16 protein-coding genes are annotated in these 14,493 nt (G+C 67.7%); 7 read left to right on the top strand and 9 right to left on the bottom strand.

The features are described from left to right. Window positions 1-41 precede the first annotated feature (41 nt). Window positions 42-821 carry a 23S rRNA (uridine(2552)-2'-O)-methyltransferase gene (locus ACFQI8_RS10805; protein WP_390244642.1) on the bottom strand — a complete coding sequence of 260 codons (780 nt, stop codon included), beginning with the start codon at window positions 819-821 and terminating at the stop codon, window positions 42-44. A gap of 106 nt (window positions 822-927) precedes the next feature. Continuing rightward, entirely contained in the window at window positions 928-1,392 is a 465-nt protein-coding gene (locus tag ACFQI8_RS10800; RefSeq protein WP_390244640.1) for an arsenate-mycothiol transferase ArsC, read from the bottom strand. A gap of 273 nt (window positions 1,393-1,665) precedes the next feature. Between ACFQI8_RS10800 and ACFQI8_RS10795 the strand changes: the two genes are divergently transcribed. Beyond that, a complete protein-coding gene (locus ACFQI8_RS10795; protein WP_390244638.1) occupies window positions 1,666-2,409 on the top strand; it encodes a DNA polymerase sliding clamp in 744 nt (247 codons plus the stop codon). 73 nt (window positions 2,410-2,482) lie between these two features. Here ACFQI8_RS10795 and ACFQI8_RS10790 read toward each other — a convergent pair whose 3' ends face one another. The 3 genes from ACFQI8_RS10790 to ACFQI8_RS10780 all read right to left on the bottom strand — a co-directional run bounded on the left by ACFQI8_RS10790 (window position 2,483) and on the right by ACFQI8_RS10780 (window position 6,397). Further along, window positions 2,483-4,249, bottom strand: coding sequence for a histidine kinase N-terminal 7TM domain-containing protein (locus tag ACFQI8_RS10790; protein ID WP_390244636.1), 1,767 nt, complete (start codon window positions 4,247-4,249; stop codon window positions 2,483-2,485). Between the two features lie 86 nt (window positions 4,250-4,335). After that, window positions 4,336-5,694, bottom strand: coding sequence for an MFS transporter (locus ACFQI8_RS10785; protein ID WP_390244634.1), 1,359 nt, complete (start codon window positions 5,692-5,694; stop codon window positions 4,336-4,338). A gap of 109 nt (window positions 5,695-5,803) precedes the next feature. After that, window positions 5,804-6,397, bottom strand: a complete 594-nt coding sequence (locus tag ACFQI8_RS10780; protein ID WP_390244632.1) for a DUF7474 family protein — start codon at window positions 6,395-6,397, stop codon at window positions 5,804-5,806. A 153-nt stretch (window positions 6,398-6,550) separates the two neighbouring features. On the opposite strand from ACFQI8_RS10780, the gene ACFQI8_RS10775 reads away from it, so the two are divergent. Next, window positions 6,551-7,651 carry a DNA primase gene (locus tag ACFQI8_RS10775; RefSeq protein WP_390244974.1) on the top strand — a complete coding sequence of 367 codons (1,101 nt, stop codon included), beginning with the start codon at window positions 6,551-6,553 and terminating at the stop codon, window positions 7,649-7,651. Window positions 7,652-7,760: 109 nt separating this feature from the next. On the opposite strand, the gene ACFQI8_RS10770 is transcribed toward ACFQI8_RS10775, so the two are convergent. Continuing rightward, window positions 7,761-7,964: a DUF7472 family protein gene (locus ACFQI8_RS10770; protein WP_390244630.1), complete on the bottom strand. Its 204-nt coding sequence runs from the start codon at window positions 7,962-7,964 to the stop codon at window positions 7,761-7,763. Window positions 7,965-8,183: 219 nt separating this feature from the next. Here ACFQI8_RS10770 and ACFQI8_RS10765 point away from each other — a divergent pair, with 219 nt between their 5' ends. After that, complete coding sequence (locus tag ACFQI8_RS10765; protein ID WP_390244972.1) at window positions 8,184-8,831, top strand: SWIM zinc finger family protein; 648 nt, start codon at window positions 8,184-8,186, stop codon at window positions 8,829-8,831. Between the two features lie 42 nt (window positions 8,832-8,873). On the opposite strand, the gene hjc is transcribed toward ACFQI8_RS10765, so the two are convergent. Then, window positions 8,874-9,296 (bottom strand): Holliday junction resolvase Hjc, encoded by a 423-nt coding sequence (gene hjc, locus ACFQI8_RS10760; protein ID WP_390244628.1) that lies wholly within the window; start codon window positions 9,294-9,296, stop codon window positions 8,874-8,876. A gap of 134 nt (window positions 9,297-9,430) precedes the next feature. Here hjc and ACFQI8_RS10755 point away from each other — a divergent pair, with 134 nt between their 5' ends. Next, window positions 9,431-10,129, top strand: a complete 699-nt coding sequence (locus tag ACFQI8_RS10755) for a DUF3800 domain-containing protein (protein ID WP_390244626.1) — start codon at window positions 9,431-9,433, stop codon at window positions 10,127-10,129. A 207-nt stretch (window positions 10,130-10,336) separates the two neighbouring features. Here ACFQI8_RS10755 and ACFQI8_RS10750 read toward each other — a convergent pair whose 3' ends face one another. After that, window positions 10,337-11,668, bottom strand: a complete 1,332-nt coding sequence (locus tag ACFQI8_RS10750) for an adenosylhomocysteinase (protein ID WP_390244624.1) — start codon at window positions 11,666-11,668, stop codon at window positions 10,337-10,339. Window positions 11,669-11,766: 98 nt separating this feature from the next. Here ACFQI8_RS10750 and ACFQI8_RS10745 point away from each other — a divergent pair, with 98 nt between their 5' ends. Next, window positions 11,767-12,078: an ArsR family transcriptional regulator gene (locus tag ACFQI8_RS10745; protein WP_390244622.1), complete on the top strand. Its 312-nt coding sequence runs from the start codon at window positions 11,767-11,769 to the stop codon at window positions 12,076-12,078. 101 nt (window positions 12,079-12,179) lie between these two features. On the opposite strand, the gene ACFQI8_RS10740 is transcribed toward ACFQI8_RS10745, so the two are convergent. Beyond that, window positions 12,180-13,472 carry an amidohydrolase gene (locus ACFQI8_RS10740; protein ID WP_390244620.1) on the bottom strand — a complete coding sequence of 431 codons (1,293 nt, stop codon included), beginning with the start codon at window positions 13,470-13,472 and terminating at the stop codon, window positions 12,180-12,182. A 163-nt stretch (window positions 13,473-13,635) separates the two neighbouring features. Between ACFQI8_RS10740 and ACFQI8_RS10735 the strand changes: the two genes are divergently transcribed. Continuing rightward, entirely contained in the window at window positions 13,636-13,983 is a 348-nt protein-coding gene (locus tag ACFQI8_RS10735) for a DUF7471 family protein (protein ID WP_390244618.1), read from the top strand. After that, a complete protein-coding gene (locus ACFQI8_RS10730; protein ID WP_004968912.1) occupies window positions 13,980-14,492 on the top strand; it encodes a winged helix-turn-helix transcriptional regulator in 513 nt (170 codons plus the stop codon). Before ACFQI8_RS10735 ends, ACFQI8_RS10730 begins: the two co-directional genes overlap by 4 nt. Window position 14,493 lies beyond the last annotated feature (1 nt).

Genomic DNA, 14,493 nt, shown 5'->3' with positions numbered 1-14,493 from the left:
CCGGACTCGACGCGCGGAATCGGCGTGCAGAACCGGCGCGCTCAGTCTTCGTCGTCGATTGGTTCGGCGAAGGCGAACCGCGGTTTCACGTCGGTGACGCGGACCGTCGGCGTGTCACCGGTTTCCGTCCCGGAGACGAACAGCGTGAACTCCTCGACCTTGGCGATGCCGTCGCCCTCGCTTCCCACGTCGACGATTTCCACGTCGAGTTCGTCGCCCTTGCGGACCGGGGCGGTGAGGAAGTGCTTGCCGACGAGGTACTGCTCGGAGGAGCTATCGCGGGAGGCGTCGGGGCGCATCGACCGGACGTACTGGAACTCCCGTTCCATGTCGGCGCGGAGGTCCGCGACGTCCGGGCCGTCGAACACCTTTACGGCGAAGTCGCCGCCGGTCGCTAACAGTTCCTGTGCGACCTCGAACGCCTGCCGGGCGAGGTAGACGGAGCGGGCGTGGTCCAGCGAGTACTCGCCGGTCATGTTCGGCGCCATGTCGGAGACGACGGCGTCGGCCCCGCGCTCGCCGATGACGGCCGTCAGTTCTTCTTTCGTCTCGTCTTCGGTCATGTCGCCGCGAATCGTCTGGACGTTGTCGCGGTCGATACCGCGGATTCGCTGGAGGTCGACGCCGACGACCTTGCCGTGGTCGCCGACCTCCTCGGAGGCGACTTGGAGCCACCCGCCGGGGGCGGCACCGAGGTCGACGACGGTGTTGCCGGGGCCGAACAGCCCGGCGTCCCCGTCGAGTTGCTTCAGCTTGTAGGCCGAGCGGGCGCGGTAGCCCTCCTGTTTGGCCTTGTTGTAGTAGTGGTCCTTGCGCGCCATAGTCTTGACATCAGTAGCGTATCAGGCCGTATACCGGCTTCGGCTTGCGCCGTGAAGCGTGCGGAACAGTCTCATATCCGGCGGCGTCGGCGTCGAGGCGGACGGGTCAGTCGTCGCCGACGAGTTCGTCGAACAGCGCCGAGACGCGCCCCTCGATGTCGTCGCGAATCGCCCGAACCGCATCGAGGTCCTTCCCGTCTGGGTCGTCGAGGTCCCAGTCGCGGGCGTCGCCACGCCACGTCATGGGACAGATGCCCTCGGCCGAACAGCCCATCGTGACGACGATGTCCACGCCCATAATCTCGTCTCGGTCGATTGCGCGGGGCGTCTCGTCGGCGAGGTCGAACCCCGCCTCGCCCATGACCTCGACGACCTCGTCGTGGACGTGGTCGGCGGGGTCGGTGCCGCCGGTGACGACCTCGATTCGGTCGCCGACGCCGCGCTCGTCGCGCTCCCGGCGGGCGAAGGCCGTCGCCATCTGGCTCCGGCCGGCGTTCTGGACGCAGACGAAGGCGACGCGGGTCGCAGTCGCGTCGTCGTCGTCGGCGTCGACATCAGCGGCGTCGCTCATCTCTCGGCACCTCGTCGGCGGGCGGCTGGGTTCGTCTCGTCGTTCCCCATGGGTTGGAGTTACACAATCAGCTATTTGAGTGCTTTGAAGCTCAAAACCGTCGAAATCGTCGGATTAGCTATGTTCGAAGACAGTGACAACAACACGCATGGAGAGCCGAGGGGAACGGTGGGGTGCTCGCGGGAGCGCGCACGCGGGAGAGCGTGCGAACATCATATTGCGGTGAGTCCAAATCAGGAGTATTTTTAAGACCGCTGTCGTACGACGGCACATATGTTCAAGGCCATCGTGAGCGCCGCGACGCTCCGGGACGCGCTCGACTCCGTGAGCGTCCTCGTCGACGAGTGTAAGATTCGACTCAACGAGGAGAGTCTCTCCATCCGCGCTGTCGACCCCGCGAACGTCGGCATGGTGGACCTCACGCTCGACGCGGCGGCGTTCGAATCCTACGAAGCCGACGGCGGCGTCATCGGCGTCAACCTCTCGCGCCTCGAAGAGGTCGCCGGTATGGCGGGCTCGGGCGACCTCATCCACCTCACGCTCGACGAGGAGACCCGCAAGCTCAACATCCGCATCGACGGGCTATCGTACACGCTCGCGCTCATCGACCCCGACTCGATTCGCCAGGAACCCGACATTCCGGACCTCGACCTCGCCGCGAACATCGTCCTCGAAGGGACGCACCTCGACCGCGGTATCAAGGGTGCCGACATGGTCTCCGACCACATCCGCCTCCGCGTCGACGGCGCCGAAGAGACGTTCCACATCGAGGCCGAAGGCGACACCGACGACGTGGACCTGTCGCTTCCCCCCGCGGACCTCATCAGCATCGAGGCCGGCGCGGCCGACTCGCTGTTCTCGCTCGACTACCTCAAGGACATGAACAAGGCGATTCCGACCGACGCCGAGGTCACCGTCGAACTCGGCGAGGAGTTCCCGGTCAAGCTTCACTACCAGATCGCAGAGGGGATGGGCACCATCACGTACATGCTCGCCCCGCGCATCCAGAGCGACTGAGCGGACGTTTCGGCATCGCGTCGTTTCCCGATTTCCCGACCACCCGAGCCGTCCCACTCGTTTCTCTCGATTCTCACCCGCCAGCGTCGGCGTCGTCCGCGCCGTCCCGACACCAAAACGGCAGTCGAACCGTCGCCGTCGTGCCGGTGTCGGCGTGACTCGCCGACTCGTCTGTCGCGTCCCCGTCACCTCCGTCCGACTCGTCCCGTCCGTCTCTCACGTCGAAGGTGAGTTCGCCGCCGAGCGCGTCGACCGTCCACCGGACCGCCCAGAGCCCGAGCCCGCTACCGTGTTGGAGCGGCGACTCGCCGCCGGCCTCGACCACGGAGCGCTCGTAGTCGGGGACGCCCGGGCCGTCGTCCTCGACGACGACGACGAGGTCGGCGTCGACCGCGCGGACCGACACGCCGACCGTCGGGTCGTCGCCGCCGTGTTCGAGCGCGTTCTCGACGAGTTCGTCGACGAGGAGCTTCGCCGCGGACTCGCTTCCGGAGACGGGAAGCGACTCGGGGGCGGCCACGTCGACCGACCCGGCGTCGAACGCCGCTCGGAGCTCTGCGACCCGGTCGCGGGCCGTCGCGGCGACGTCGAAGCGACTTCCATCGTCGATACCGGCCATGACGCGCTCGACGGTCCGAGCCTTCTCGCCGAGTGAGAGGAGCTTGTTCGACCGGGTGCGTATCGTGTCGGTGGGGCCGTGTTGGTCCGGCGGAAGCCGCTCTGCGAGGATGTCGGCGTAGCCGATGACGACGGTCATGTCGTTTCTGAGGTTGTGCCGGAGGACGCGGTTGAGCACTTCGAGGCGCTGGCGACGGCGGACCCGCCCCGTCACGTCGGAGACGGTGACGGTCCGACCGAGGCGGCGGCCGTGCTGGTCGGTGACCGGCGAGAGCGTCACCTCGTAGGTCCGGCGGCGGCGGTCGACCGTCACGTCCACGAGCTGTCGGTCCTCGTCGAGGTCGACGCCCGGAAGCACCGACGACAGCGAGTCGAGCGCCGAGTCCGGATGGACGTCGAGGAGCGACGAGGCGGCCTCGTTGGCGTCGACGACGCGGTGCTCGCGGTCGAGGACGAGAATGCCGACGGCCACGTCGTCGATTGCGGCGCGGCGGCCGAGTCGTCCCGCCGCCGGGGAGAGGCCGAACAGCTGGAATCGATAGAGCGCGTGGCCGAACGTCGCGCCCGTCACGGCGAGCGCGATGGGCGTGAAGTTCACCATCTGAAGCGGGCCGATGCCGAAGGTGTGGGCGACGTGGGCGACCGTCGGCGCAATCGAGCCGACAGCGAGCGTGACCGCCTGCTCGCGGTAGTGCGAGAGCCGCTCGACGAGCATCTCGATGACGAGGACCAACCCGGTGCCGATGATGACGTAGCCGTACACCGCGTGGAGATAGTACCAGAGGTTCGGGTCGAACCGCACCGTGGCCGCACCGAACACCGGGTCGATATGGTAGTTGGTCCACAGCAAGCCGTGGCTCGGGTTCGTGGCGACCGCGACGACGGTGATGGCCGGAAACACGAGGACCGCGGCGACGAGCCGCCGCGAGAGGAGTTCGCCCCGCCCCGTGTAGGAAAGCGAGAACGCGAACCACGCGGGCGCGATGACGGCCTGTGCGATATCGATGGGGAGTTGGAACCAGACCCGGAGTTCGGGGTCGAACACCGTGAGCGCGACGCCGTAGGAGCCGGCCCAGAGCGCCGCCGAAAACAGGAGGACCGAAAGCGACTTCGAGCCGGGTTCGGTGCCCTCGCGCCAAGCGACGGCCGCGATGGAGACGGAGACGAGCGCCGCGACGAAACAGAGGACGACCAACGGCGAGACGGCGACGACCGAAGGCACGGGTAGACCTCAGACTCAGCGCTCCTAACACTTGCGGGCCGCGACGAGCTTCGAGCGGTGACCGTTCCGTGTCACGGCCGCGGCAGTCAGGGCGCTTCCGCCCGCGAGCGGCGCGCCACGGCCGCGAGGACGTAGACCACGGGGATGATGAGCACGGCCCCGACGACGAACGGCGACCAGTACGCGAGGACGTACAGCGCCGCCATCGACGGCGGGCCGAGCGTCCGGCCGAGGCTCCCCGCGCCCTGCGTGACGCCGAAGGCGTTGCCCTGCTGGTCGGCCGACGCCGACGTGGAGACGAGCGTCGACAGCGAGACGTTCAGCGTCCCGTTGCCGAACGACAGGAGCGCCCCGACGAGGAGGAGCGCCACGAGTTCGCGGGTGAGCCACGGCGGCCCGCCGACAGCGGGGAGAAACGCCCCGATGTCGGGCGAAAACGGGAGCAACGCGAGCGAGACAAGGAGTCCGACCGCGCCGACGACCGCCAGTTTCGCCTCCGAGTACCGCCGGGCGAGTCGGCCGACGACGACCCCCTGATTCAGCGTGCCGAGCAGGCCGATGTACGTCAGAAACAGCGCCGTTTCGGTCTCGCCGTAGCCGTACACGTCGGCGGCGAAGGGGATGAACATGACCTGAATCCCCGAGAAGGCGACCGAGACGACGAAAAAGGAGACGACGAGTCCCCGGAGGCCGTCGTCGGCGAGGGCGGCGCGGAACTGCGAGACGAGCGTCGTCGCGGGCGTACCGGCGGGCGCGCGGGTCCGCTCGGGTTCGCGCAGGAAGACGGACGCGAAGCCGAGGCTCACGAGGCTCAGCGCCGCCGCGGTGAAACTCGGTAGTGAAAAGCGCGTCGCGGGCACGAACGGCGGGAACAGGTCGCGGGCGAGCGCGACCACCGGGTCGGAGGCCATCAGGCCGCCGATGGCCGGGCCGAAGATGAACCCGAGGCTGAACGACGCGCCGACGAGGCCGAGCGCGCCGGCCCGACGCGCCGGCGGCGTGATGTCGGCGATGTACGCCTGCGCCGTGGCGATGTTGCCGCCCATCGCGCCCGCGAGCATCCGCGAGGCGAACAGGGTCGCCACCGCGAGCACGGTCCCGAACAACAGGTCGATTTCGCCGGCGACGCCGAAGACGGTCCACGCGAGGACGCTCCCGACGAGCGACAGCATGATGACCGGCCGGCGGCCCCGCCGGTCGGAGATGCGACCGAGGACGGGCGCAAAGAGGAACTGCATGAGCGAGTACGACGCCGCCAAGAACCCGATGTACACGTCGCTGATGCCGAAGCTCCGAACGTAGAACGGCAGGATGGGGATGACGACGCCGAAGCCGAGGAGGTCGATGAAGACGACGGCGATGACGACCGCGAGGGCGCGTCGCGTCCCTCGGGTCTCCTCGGGAATCTCGGCGTCGGAAGCAACGGCGGTCTCGGGGGCACTCACGACACCACAGACGCGAGAGAAGCGCCTAACAGTTACGCCGAGCGGGTCGGAAACTGGAAGCGACTCGAAGGGACAACCGGGTCGAAGCGAGAACGGAACGGGTCGGGCCTCAGGAGCGGTAGCGGTCGATGACGCGCTTGGCCGAGACGGCCTTTTCCTTCCAGCCGTAGCCCGCGTCGTAGACGTGGCGCTTCTTCTCGACGAGTTCGGCGGGCGTCGCCTCCTCGAAGCCGCCGCGGTTCCACGCGCCGGTGTCCCGGAGCCAGTTGACGACGTTCTCGCGCGTCTCGGGCCACGACAGGCCGACCATCTCGTACCACGCTATCATGGCGAAGACGGCGTTGTCGTGACAGCCGGGGACGCTCCCGTACTGGTGGAGCGTCCGCATCGGCTCCCGGGTCGGCTCGGACACCTCCTCTCTGAACTCCTCGGCGGTGAGGAGCCGGAGGACGCCCGAGTTCGCTTCCGACACCCGCTCGTCGCGCTTGAGTCGGCGGAGCGCGGCCTGCTGGAGCGGCCCCCACTCGCCCGGCGCTTCGCGGCGGAGCGTCTCCTCGTCGCACGGGCCGCCCGTGAGAACGGAGACGACGTCGACGTAGGCGCGCTCGACTTCGACCCACGGCGTCCCCTCGAAGCGACAGTCGGCGTCGTGGAGACTGGTCGTGGCGCGGCAGTCCGGACACGGGTAGTCGAAGTGCGGCACGTGAGAGCCTGAGGAAGTGGTCCGTAATAGGTTGTGTGATGCGCCGTCGCCGTCGGTCGCCCCCTACCGCGAGAACCGACCGCACGACCCACGGTCGCCACCGCCGAATCCGTCGCGTTTATCGGTGGGCACCCGGAACGTGGCGGTATGCGGATGCGCCCGCTCCACGCCCGATACCCGTTTTTCGCCGCGGCCAGAGAGGCGGTCGAATCGGCCGACGTCGCCATCGCGACGCTCGTCGCCGAGGACGCCCCGGCCGTCGAGCGTGGCGTCGACCGCGTCGAACGCGCCCTCATGGAGGGCACAGTCGAGCCCGACCCCGACGAGGCCTACGCGTGGGAGACCCAGACGGAACTGCTTTCGTACCCCATCTCGCGCATCATCGTCTCGCTCGTCGAGACGCCCGCGGCGGTGGACAAGTACGCCCGCGCCGAGGCCGACACGGCCTACGAGCGCATGCTCGCCGACTTCGACGCCGGCGACGACGACGTCCACGGCGAGGCCCGCGCGAGCCTCGACGACTTCCTCCGCGAGTTCGACCTCGAAGACGCGGTGCGGGCCGAGTCGAACCGGAACCGGAACAGCCGCCGCGCGCCCGACCACTACTGGGTCGACGTTGGGCCGTACCTGACCTACTCCGACACCGACTGGGGCGCTGAGTGGCGGCTCGTCAACCGCTCGCTGGCCGACGGCGCGGTCCGCGTCACCCGCGAGGAGCTCTCGGAACTGCTCCGCGAGGCGGTCCGCCGCCGGGTCGCCGAGGGGCTTCCCTTCGCCGTCCGCGGGAGCGACGCCGGCGACCGACTCGCCGACGCGCTCAAACCCCACGTCGAGCGCCTGCGGAACCTGCTTTCGGACCGCGGCGCGGTCAACGTCGTCTACGTCGACGCGGTCGACCCCGACCACTTCCCGCCCTGCGTCGAGGCGCTGTTGGCGCGGGCGCAGGACGGCGAGTCGCTCCCGAACGAGGCGGCGTTCGCGCTCGCGGCGTTCCTCGTCGGCGTCGGCCTCGAACCCGAGGCAGTCGGCGGCGTCGTCGGCGACGCGAACGCCGAGGAGCTCACAAAGCGGGCGACCGTCCTCGCGGACTCAAGCGGGTCGCAGTACGCGCCGCCGACCTGCGAGACGATGCAGGCGTACGACCTCTGTGTGAACCGCGACGAGCGCTGTGACACCATCAAGCACCCGATGAACTACTTCGAGACGGCGACGGCCGACACCGACGCGGCCGCCGCGGACGAAGCCGCCGACTGACGAGGGGTGCGAAGAGCGTTTCTGCGGGCCGTCAGGGGACCGCCGAGCGTCGCCGCGACGCGTCGAGCCCCCACGACGGCGACCGCGTCACCGAAACCGACCGGCCGGGTTAGGAAGAACGCGACAGCCAAACGCCGATACCAGCCATCACGAGGACGAACGCCGTGATAGCGCCGACGAGTGCGAACCCGCCGGTGGAGACGAGTCCACTCTGGTTGTAGGTCGCACCGATGCCGACGAGGAGCGCGACAAACACCCCGACTGCGACGATGGAGACGGCAATCTTCCGCCGCATCTCCGCTTCGATAGCCATGCGACGACGTATCCGCGGCCGTTCTAAAAGGTCTTCGATGGGCGGATGCCCGACGAGAGCCACTCACGCGCCCGATTTTCCACGCGGAACGAGGGTTTAGGTCGTTCGGGAACCGACACTCAGGTGACGGAAACCGACCCCGAACGGACGCTCGGAGGGTCGGACTCCCGCACCACCATGACGCACATCGCACACACACCCGCGTCGACTCGCCGCTCGGTGCGCCGCAAGACCACGCTCCCGTCCGACGGACTGGTCGGGCGCGCCCGCCGCGCCCGCGTCGAACCGATGGCCGTCCGGCCGCTCCGCGACGGTCGCTACGTCGTCGAAACCGACGGCGGCACCTACGTCGTCGACGTGGAGGCGCGCACCTGCACCTGCCCCGACAACGCCATCCGGCGCGCCCGCTGTAAGCACCTCCGCCGGGTCGCCATCGAAATCACCCGCGGCGAGGTCCCGCCGCCGGGCCGCCGGAGCGCCACCTGCGCCGTCTGCGGCGACGAGACGTTCGTCCCGATGGACGCGACGGGCCCACAGCTCTGTCCCGACCACGAACACCGCGCCGGCGACCTCGTCCACGACCGCGAGAGCGGGAGCCTCCTCGTCGTCACGCGGGCGCTCGGCACCCGCGCCGACGAGACGCCGACCGAGACGGGACGCCTCGTCTCGGCGTACGAGAGCAATCGCGACTACGGCGACCACGAACCGGCCTTCGAGGCCGTGTATCTGGACTCACTGCCGGTGAACGCCGGCCTCGCCGACCTCGGCGAACTGCACGTCTATCGGTTCCCCGCCTCGCGGCTCAGCCGCGTCGAACGCGGCTTCGTCGGCGCTCGCACGCTCGGCGGACGACTCGCTCGGGCGTGAGCGGAGAACAGCGAGCCGAGAACGAGACGCCGCGCCGCGGCCTCAGTCGCCGCCGAGTCTGGTCTGGGTCGGGCCGCCGGTAAAGGACTCGAAGTCCTCGCCCTCCGCCAGCGCCGTCTCCTTTTTGACGCGGTAGTTCCCGCCGTCTGTCACGTAGAGGTCGCCGGGGTGGAAGAAGTACCAGTCCTCGCGGTCGAATCGGACGGCGATGCGGGCCTTCGCGCCGAAGTTCCGCGAGAAGTAGACGAGCGCTTCGACCTCCTCGCCGCTCAGGTAGATGGGCCGACCGCTGGAGGCCTTCGCCTCGATGGCGTAGAAGATTTCGCCGTTGCCCGCGAGCACGTCGGGGAGTTCGCGCGTCGTCGCGCTCCCGGAGGCGGGAGCGCGCATGACCGCGAACCCGGCCTCGTCGAGAGCGTTGACGAGTTCGCGCTCGCGTCGGTCTCCCTTTCTGTTCGAAGACATGCTCATACGTCAGTAAGTCGCTGTGATAAAATAGGCGGAGCAGTCCGCCAGTAGAGCGTTCGACTGCGGTTCAAACCAGATGAGATATACCGTTTCGACCTACAAATTCCGACACAGTAGGTAGACTGGTCCTGATGAGCGAAACACTGTACATTTTTGTCGACGAAAGCGGGCAGTACGCGCAGGGGAGCCATTACGTTGTGGCAGGGTGTTGGTGTGTTTCCAGTAGTCGACCGGGTAACGTGTTCCAAAATGCGGTGAGCCAGTTAGTTGAATCGCTTACGACCAGTTACGGATACGGTGGCACAGTTAATGAACTCAAAGGGACAAGTCTACCAACCGAACATCTTGGAGAGCTTTTGCGGAACTTAGAACAGTACAGTTATAACGATGGGACAGTCGGCCATGACGGAACGACATGGAATCACGCACGACCGTTTGCTTGTACGTATCATCATCTTAATCCGACTGTCGGAACCGAATTGCTAGCTGATTATCTCCCGAGACCTGACGCTCCGCAAGCGCTACAAACGCTTGCACTTGCAAAAATCCTCAACCCGCTCCACCATCGCGCACGAATCGACCTCAGCGATATCGACACGATACGCTTAGTCCCTGACGCGGAAGTGTGGAATACGCCCGCCTCACGAGTATCGTCTGCACTGCAACAGCATGGTCAACTAGAGATTCCGGATATCGAAGTTAACACGAGAGACAGCGCCAAAACACCCGGAATACAAGTCTCAGATATGATGGCATACAGCCTGCGAACAAACTATAAGAGCGGAAACTGCCAGAGTGCGGAGAGGTTTCTCTCCGAGATTCAGTGTTAAACTAAGAAACTCAGTGGGCTGGGAAGTCTCATACCCCTTCACAGAGGGATCATCGTCTTCTCTTCCACTGGTCGGACAGGCTAGGAAGTCTCATACCCCTTCACAGAGGGATCATCGTCTTCCCTTCCGTCCTCACGATTGAGTGTAGCCCAACCAATAACATAAATGTTGTCACAACCACTCAATCGGGGAAGTACCGTGGAAGTGCTATGTCCCGTGGGCCCAGCTACCCATGTACTCGCGCTGTTCGTCGGTCATCGAGTCGAACTCGATGCCCTCGGCTTCGAGCTTGATTTCGGCGACCTCGCGGTCCAGTTCGTCGGGCACGTCGTGGACGCCGGCGTCGTAGGCGTCGCCGTTCTCGACGAGTTCGCGGACGACGACGGCCTGCACGCCGAACGACTGGTCCATGACCTCGACCGGGTGGCCGAGGGCGATGGGCGACGCGAGGTTGACGAGGCGGCCCTCGGCGAGGACGTTCAGGCGGCGGCCGTCTTCGAGTTCGTAGGCGTCGACGCCGTCGCGGGCCTCGTACTCGTCGACGGCGAGGTCCGACAGTGCGTCGAGGTCGATTTCGATGTCGAAGTGCCCGGCGTTGGCGAGCAGGACGCCGTCTTTCATGTTCTCGAAGTCCTCGCGGGTGATGACGTCGCGGTTGCCGGTGGTCGTGATGAACACGTCGCCGACCGCCGCGGCCTCCTCCATCGGCATGACGTCGTAGCCCTCCATGTGGGCTTCGAGCGCGCGGCGGGGGTCGACCTCGGTGACGATGACGTTCGCGTTCTGGCCGGACGCCTTCTTGGCGACGCCCTTGCCGCAGTAGCCGTAACCGCCGACGACGACGTTCTTCCCGGCGTACGAGAGGTTCGTCGTCATGGCGATAGTGGCCAACGACGACTCGCCCGTGCCGTGGACGTTGTCGAACAGGCGCTTCATCGGCGTGTCGTTGACGGCGAAGACGGGGTAGTTCAGTTCGCCGTCTTCGTCCATCGCGCGGAGGCGGTGAACGCCGGTCGTGGTCTCTTCGGCCCCGCCGACGATGGTGTCGATGAGTTCGGGGTACTCCTCGTGGATGGTGAACACCATGTCCATTCCGTCGTCGACCGTGACGGTCGGCTCGTGGGCGATGACGGCGTCGATGGCCGCGTAGTAGTCCTCTTCGCCGACGCCGCGGACGGCGTAGGAGGTGATGTCGTCGTTGGCGTCGAGCGCCGCCGACACGTCGTCGTGGGTCGAAAGCGGGTTACAGCCGGTGATGGCGACTTCCGCGCCGCCGAGCGCCAGCAGTTCGACGAGGTTCGCCGTCTTCGCCTCGACGTGCATGGCCATCCCGATGACCTCGCCGGCGAGCGGCTGTTCCGACTCGAACTGCTCGCGGAGCTCCTGCAGGATGGGCATGTGCTGGAGCGCCCAGTCCATCTTGCGTCGTCCCTCGGTCCGGGCGGCCTCGACGTCACGAAATTCCATTTCGTGGCCTGCCGAGGAACCCTCGGCAACGTCTTCGAGGTGCTCGGAGACGGGAGCGTAGTGTTCGCTCATACCCGTAGGTTCGGAGAGGGGTCCGAAAACCCTACCGAAGGCGGTCGCCGCCCCCGAATCTACAAGTGTCAACCGGGAGATTGTATCGCCGAGGGCCGATGCTCGTCATAGAAAACGGCAAGACGCTCGCCGAACAGGAGCTGTTCGCCCTGATGAGCGCCCCCGCGGTTCCGGACCTCCTCCGCGTCGCCGACGAACCGCTGACGGTCAAAGAGCTGAGCTGTCGGGCCGACGTGCCGCTGTCGACGGCCTACCGAGAGGTCAAACGACTTCACGAGGCCTCGCTGTTCGAGAAGTCCATCATGGTCGACCACAGCGACGGGCGACACGTCGCACAGTATCACCGGACGTTCGAGCGCATGGAGGTCAGCGTGACCGACGACGGACTGCGCATCGAGTTGGCCGGGTAGCGAGGTCGGAGGGCGGTGCGGGCGGACCGGACGGCGGGGGGTCAGACGGTGGGGGGTCAGACGGCAGGGCTTCAGACGGCGGCGGGCCGGACGGCGGCGGTTCAGACGCGCTCGCGGAGCGACGCGACCGCCTCTCGGGCGCGGGCCATCGCGGCGTCCTCGTCGAGCGTCAGCACCTCGCGGTCCCGCATCAGCACCCGGCCGTCGCAGACCGTGTGGCGGACGTCGGCGCCGCGGGCGGCGTACGCGAGGTGGCTCACGAGGTCGTTGGCGGGCGTGAGGTGCGGCGCGTCGAGGTCGACGACGGCGAGGTCGGCCGCGCCGCCGACTTCGAGCGCGCCGCCGGGGAGGTCGACCGCGGCGGCGGAGCCGGCGGTCGCCATCCGCACCACGTCGGGGGCGGCGACGGCGCTGGCGTCGTCCGCGGCGAGCTTGCCGAGCATCGCGGCGTCGCGCATCTCGTCGAACATGTCGAGGTCGTTGTTCGAGGCCGCGCCGTCGGTGCCGAGCCCGACCGCGACGCCCGCGTCGAGCAGTTTCTGGACGGGAGCCATGCCGGAGGCGAGCTTCATGTTCGACGCCGGGCAGTGGACGACGCCGGTGCCCGCCTCCGCGAGCAGGTCGATTTCCGCGTCGTCGACGTGGACGCCGTGGGCGAGGAAGTCGTCGCCGGTGAGCATGCCGAGTTGCTTCGCGTACGCGAGCGGACGTTCGCCGCGCTCGTCGACGATGGGGTCGACCTCGTCGGTCGTCTCGTTGGCGTGGTAGTGGACCGGGATGCCCTCGTCGTGGGCGTCGGCGACGAACTCGCGGAGGTACTCCTCCGCGACCGTCGTCAGCGAGTGGGGCATCGCGGCGGTTCGAATCCGGCCGTCGGCCGCGCCGTCGAACTCGCGGGCCACGGCGAGGCTCTCGTCGATGTCGGCCCGCGCGTCCGCGTCGTCTTTCCCGAGCGTGACGACGCCGTGGCCGAGGCGGGCGCGGAGGCCGGCCTCCTCGACCGCGGCGGCGATTTCGGGGACGTGGAAGTACATGTCCGCGAACGCGGTGGTCCCCGATTTAATCATCTCCACGAGGCCGAGTTCCGCGCCGGCGCGCACGTCCTCGGGCGTGAGCGCGGCCTCAGCGGGCCAGATGTCCTCGCGGAGCCACGCGTCGAGCGGCTTGTCGTCGGCGTAGCCGCGCAGGAGCGTCATCGCCACGTGGCAGTGGGCGTTCACCAAGCCGGGCGTGACGAGACAGCCCTCGGCGTCGAGCGTCTCGTCGGCGTCGGTATCGAGGTCCGCGCCGACGTCGAGGACGGTTCCCTCGTCTCGGTCCACGAGTACGTCCGCGTCCTCGACCGTCGCGTCGGGGCGGAGCACCTGTCCGCCCGCGATTCGGAGCGTGTTCATGTCGCTCGTTCGGGTCGGCGGGGTGGTGAATCCACCGTCTCGCGGCCGCGGGGGGCGAACAGCCGTTTCGGCGCGGAGCGGGCCGGATACCGGCGGTAGTCCGATTCCCGAAAATCGAGAACGAGCACTCCCCCTTAGGTCCGAACCCCCAGTATCGGGGGACATGGAGCCCCCGTCGAACCTCGCGCTCGTTCCGGGGCACGTCCAAGCGGGCGGTCCGTGGATGACCGCTGTCGTCGTCCTCGCGGGCGTCTCGTCGGTCACGCTGGCCGCGCTCGGCGTCGCCGTCTTCCTCCGGCGGCGGACGCGGTCGCACCTGCTCGTCGCGCTGGCGCTGTTGGCGTTCGCGTCGCGGGCGGCCGTCGCGGCGCTGACGCTCACCGGCGTCCTCTCCGAGTTCGACCACCACGTGGTCGAACACCTCTTGGACCTCGCGATGGCCGGTCTCGTCCTCGCGGCCATCTACTACGCCCGGAGCATCGAGCGCGAGGCGGGGGTCAACGACCCATGAGTGAGACACGAACCCGCGTCGCCGACCACATCAAGCACAGTCCGGGAGTCCACTTCAACGAGCTCGTTCGCGCGCTCGACCTCGCTCCCGGCCAGGTACAACACCACGTCCGCAGACTGCTCTCCGACGAGACGGTTCGTCGCGCCGAGTTCTACGGGCGGACGCACTACTTTCCCCCGGAGTTCGACGCGTGGGAGCGCGGCACGCTCGCGCTCGTCCGCCGGGAGACCGCCCGCGACATCCTCGGCCACCTCCTCGAACACGGCGACGCCCGACCCGACGACGTGGCCGACGACATCGGCGTCGCGCGCAGTACGCTGGAATGGCACCTCGACCACCTCGTCGAGCGCGACGTGGTCCGCAAGGAGCGCGACCTGCACAACCGCGTGACGCTCGTCCTCACCCACCCCGAGCGGACGACCCGACTGTTGGACGACGTGTCGCCGTCGCTCCCCGAGCGGTTCGTCGACCGGTTCGACCGCCTGCTCGACCACCTCGTCGAGGGATAGC

Origin of the sequence: Haloferax chudinovii (genome assembly GCF_042663345.1) — an archaeon.
GTDB classification, from domain to species: domain Archaea; phylum Halobacteriota; class Halobacteria; order Halobacteriales; family Haloferacaceae; genus Haloferax; species Haloferax chudinovii.
This window is presented reverse-complemented; position numbering and strand designations above follow the sequence as displayed.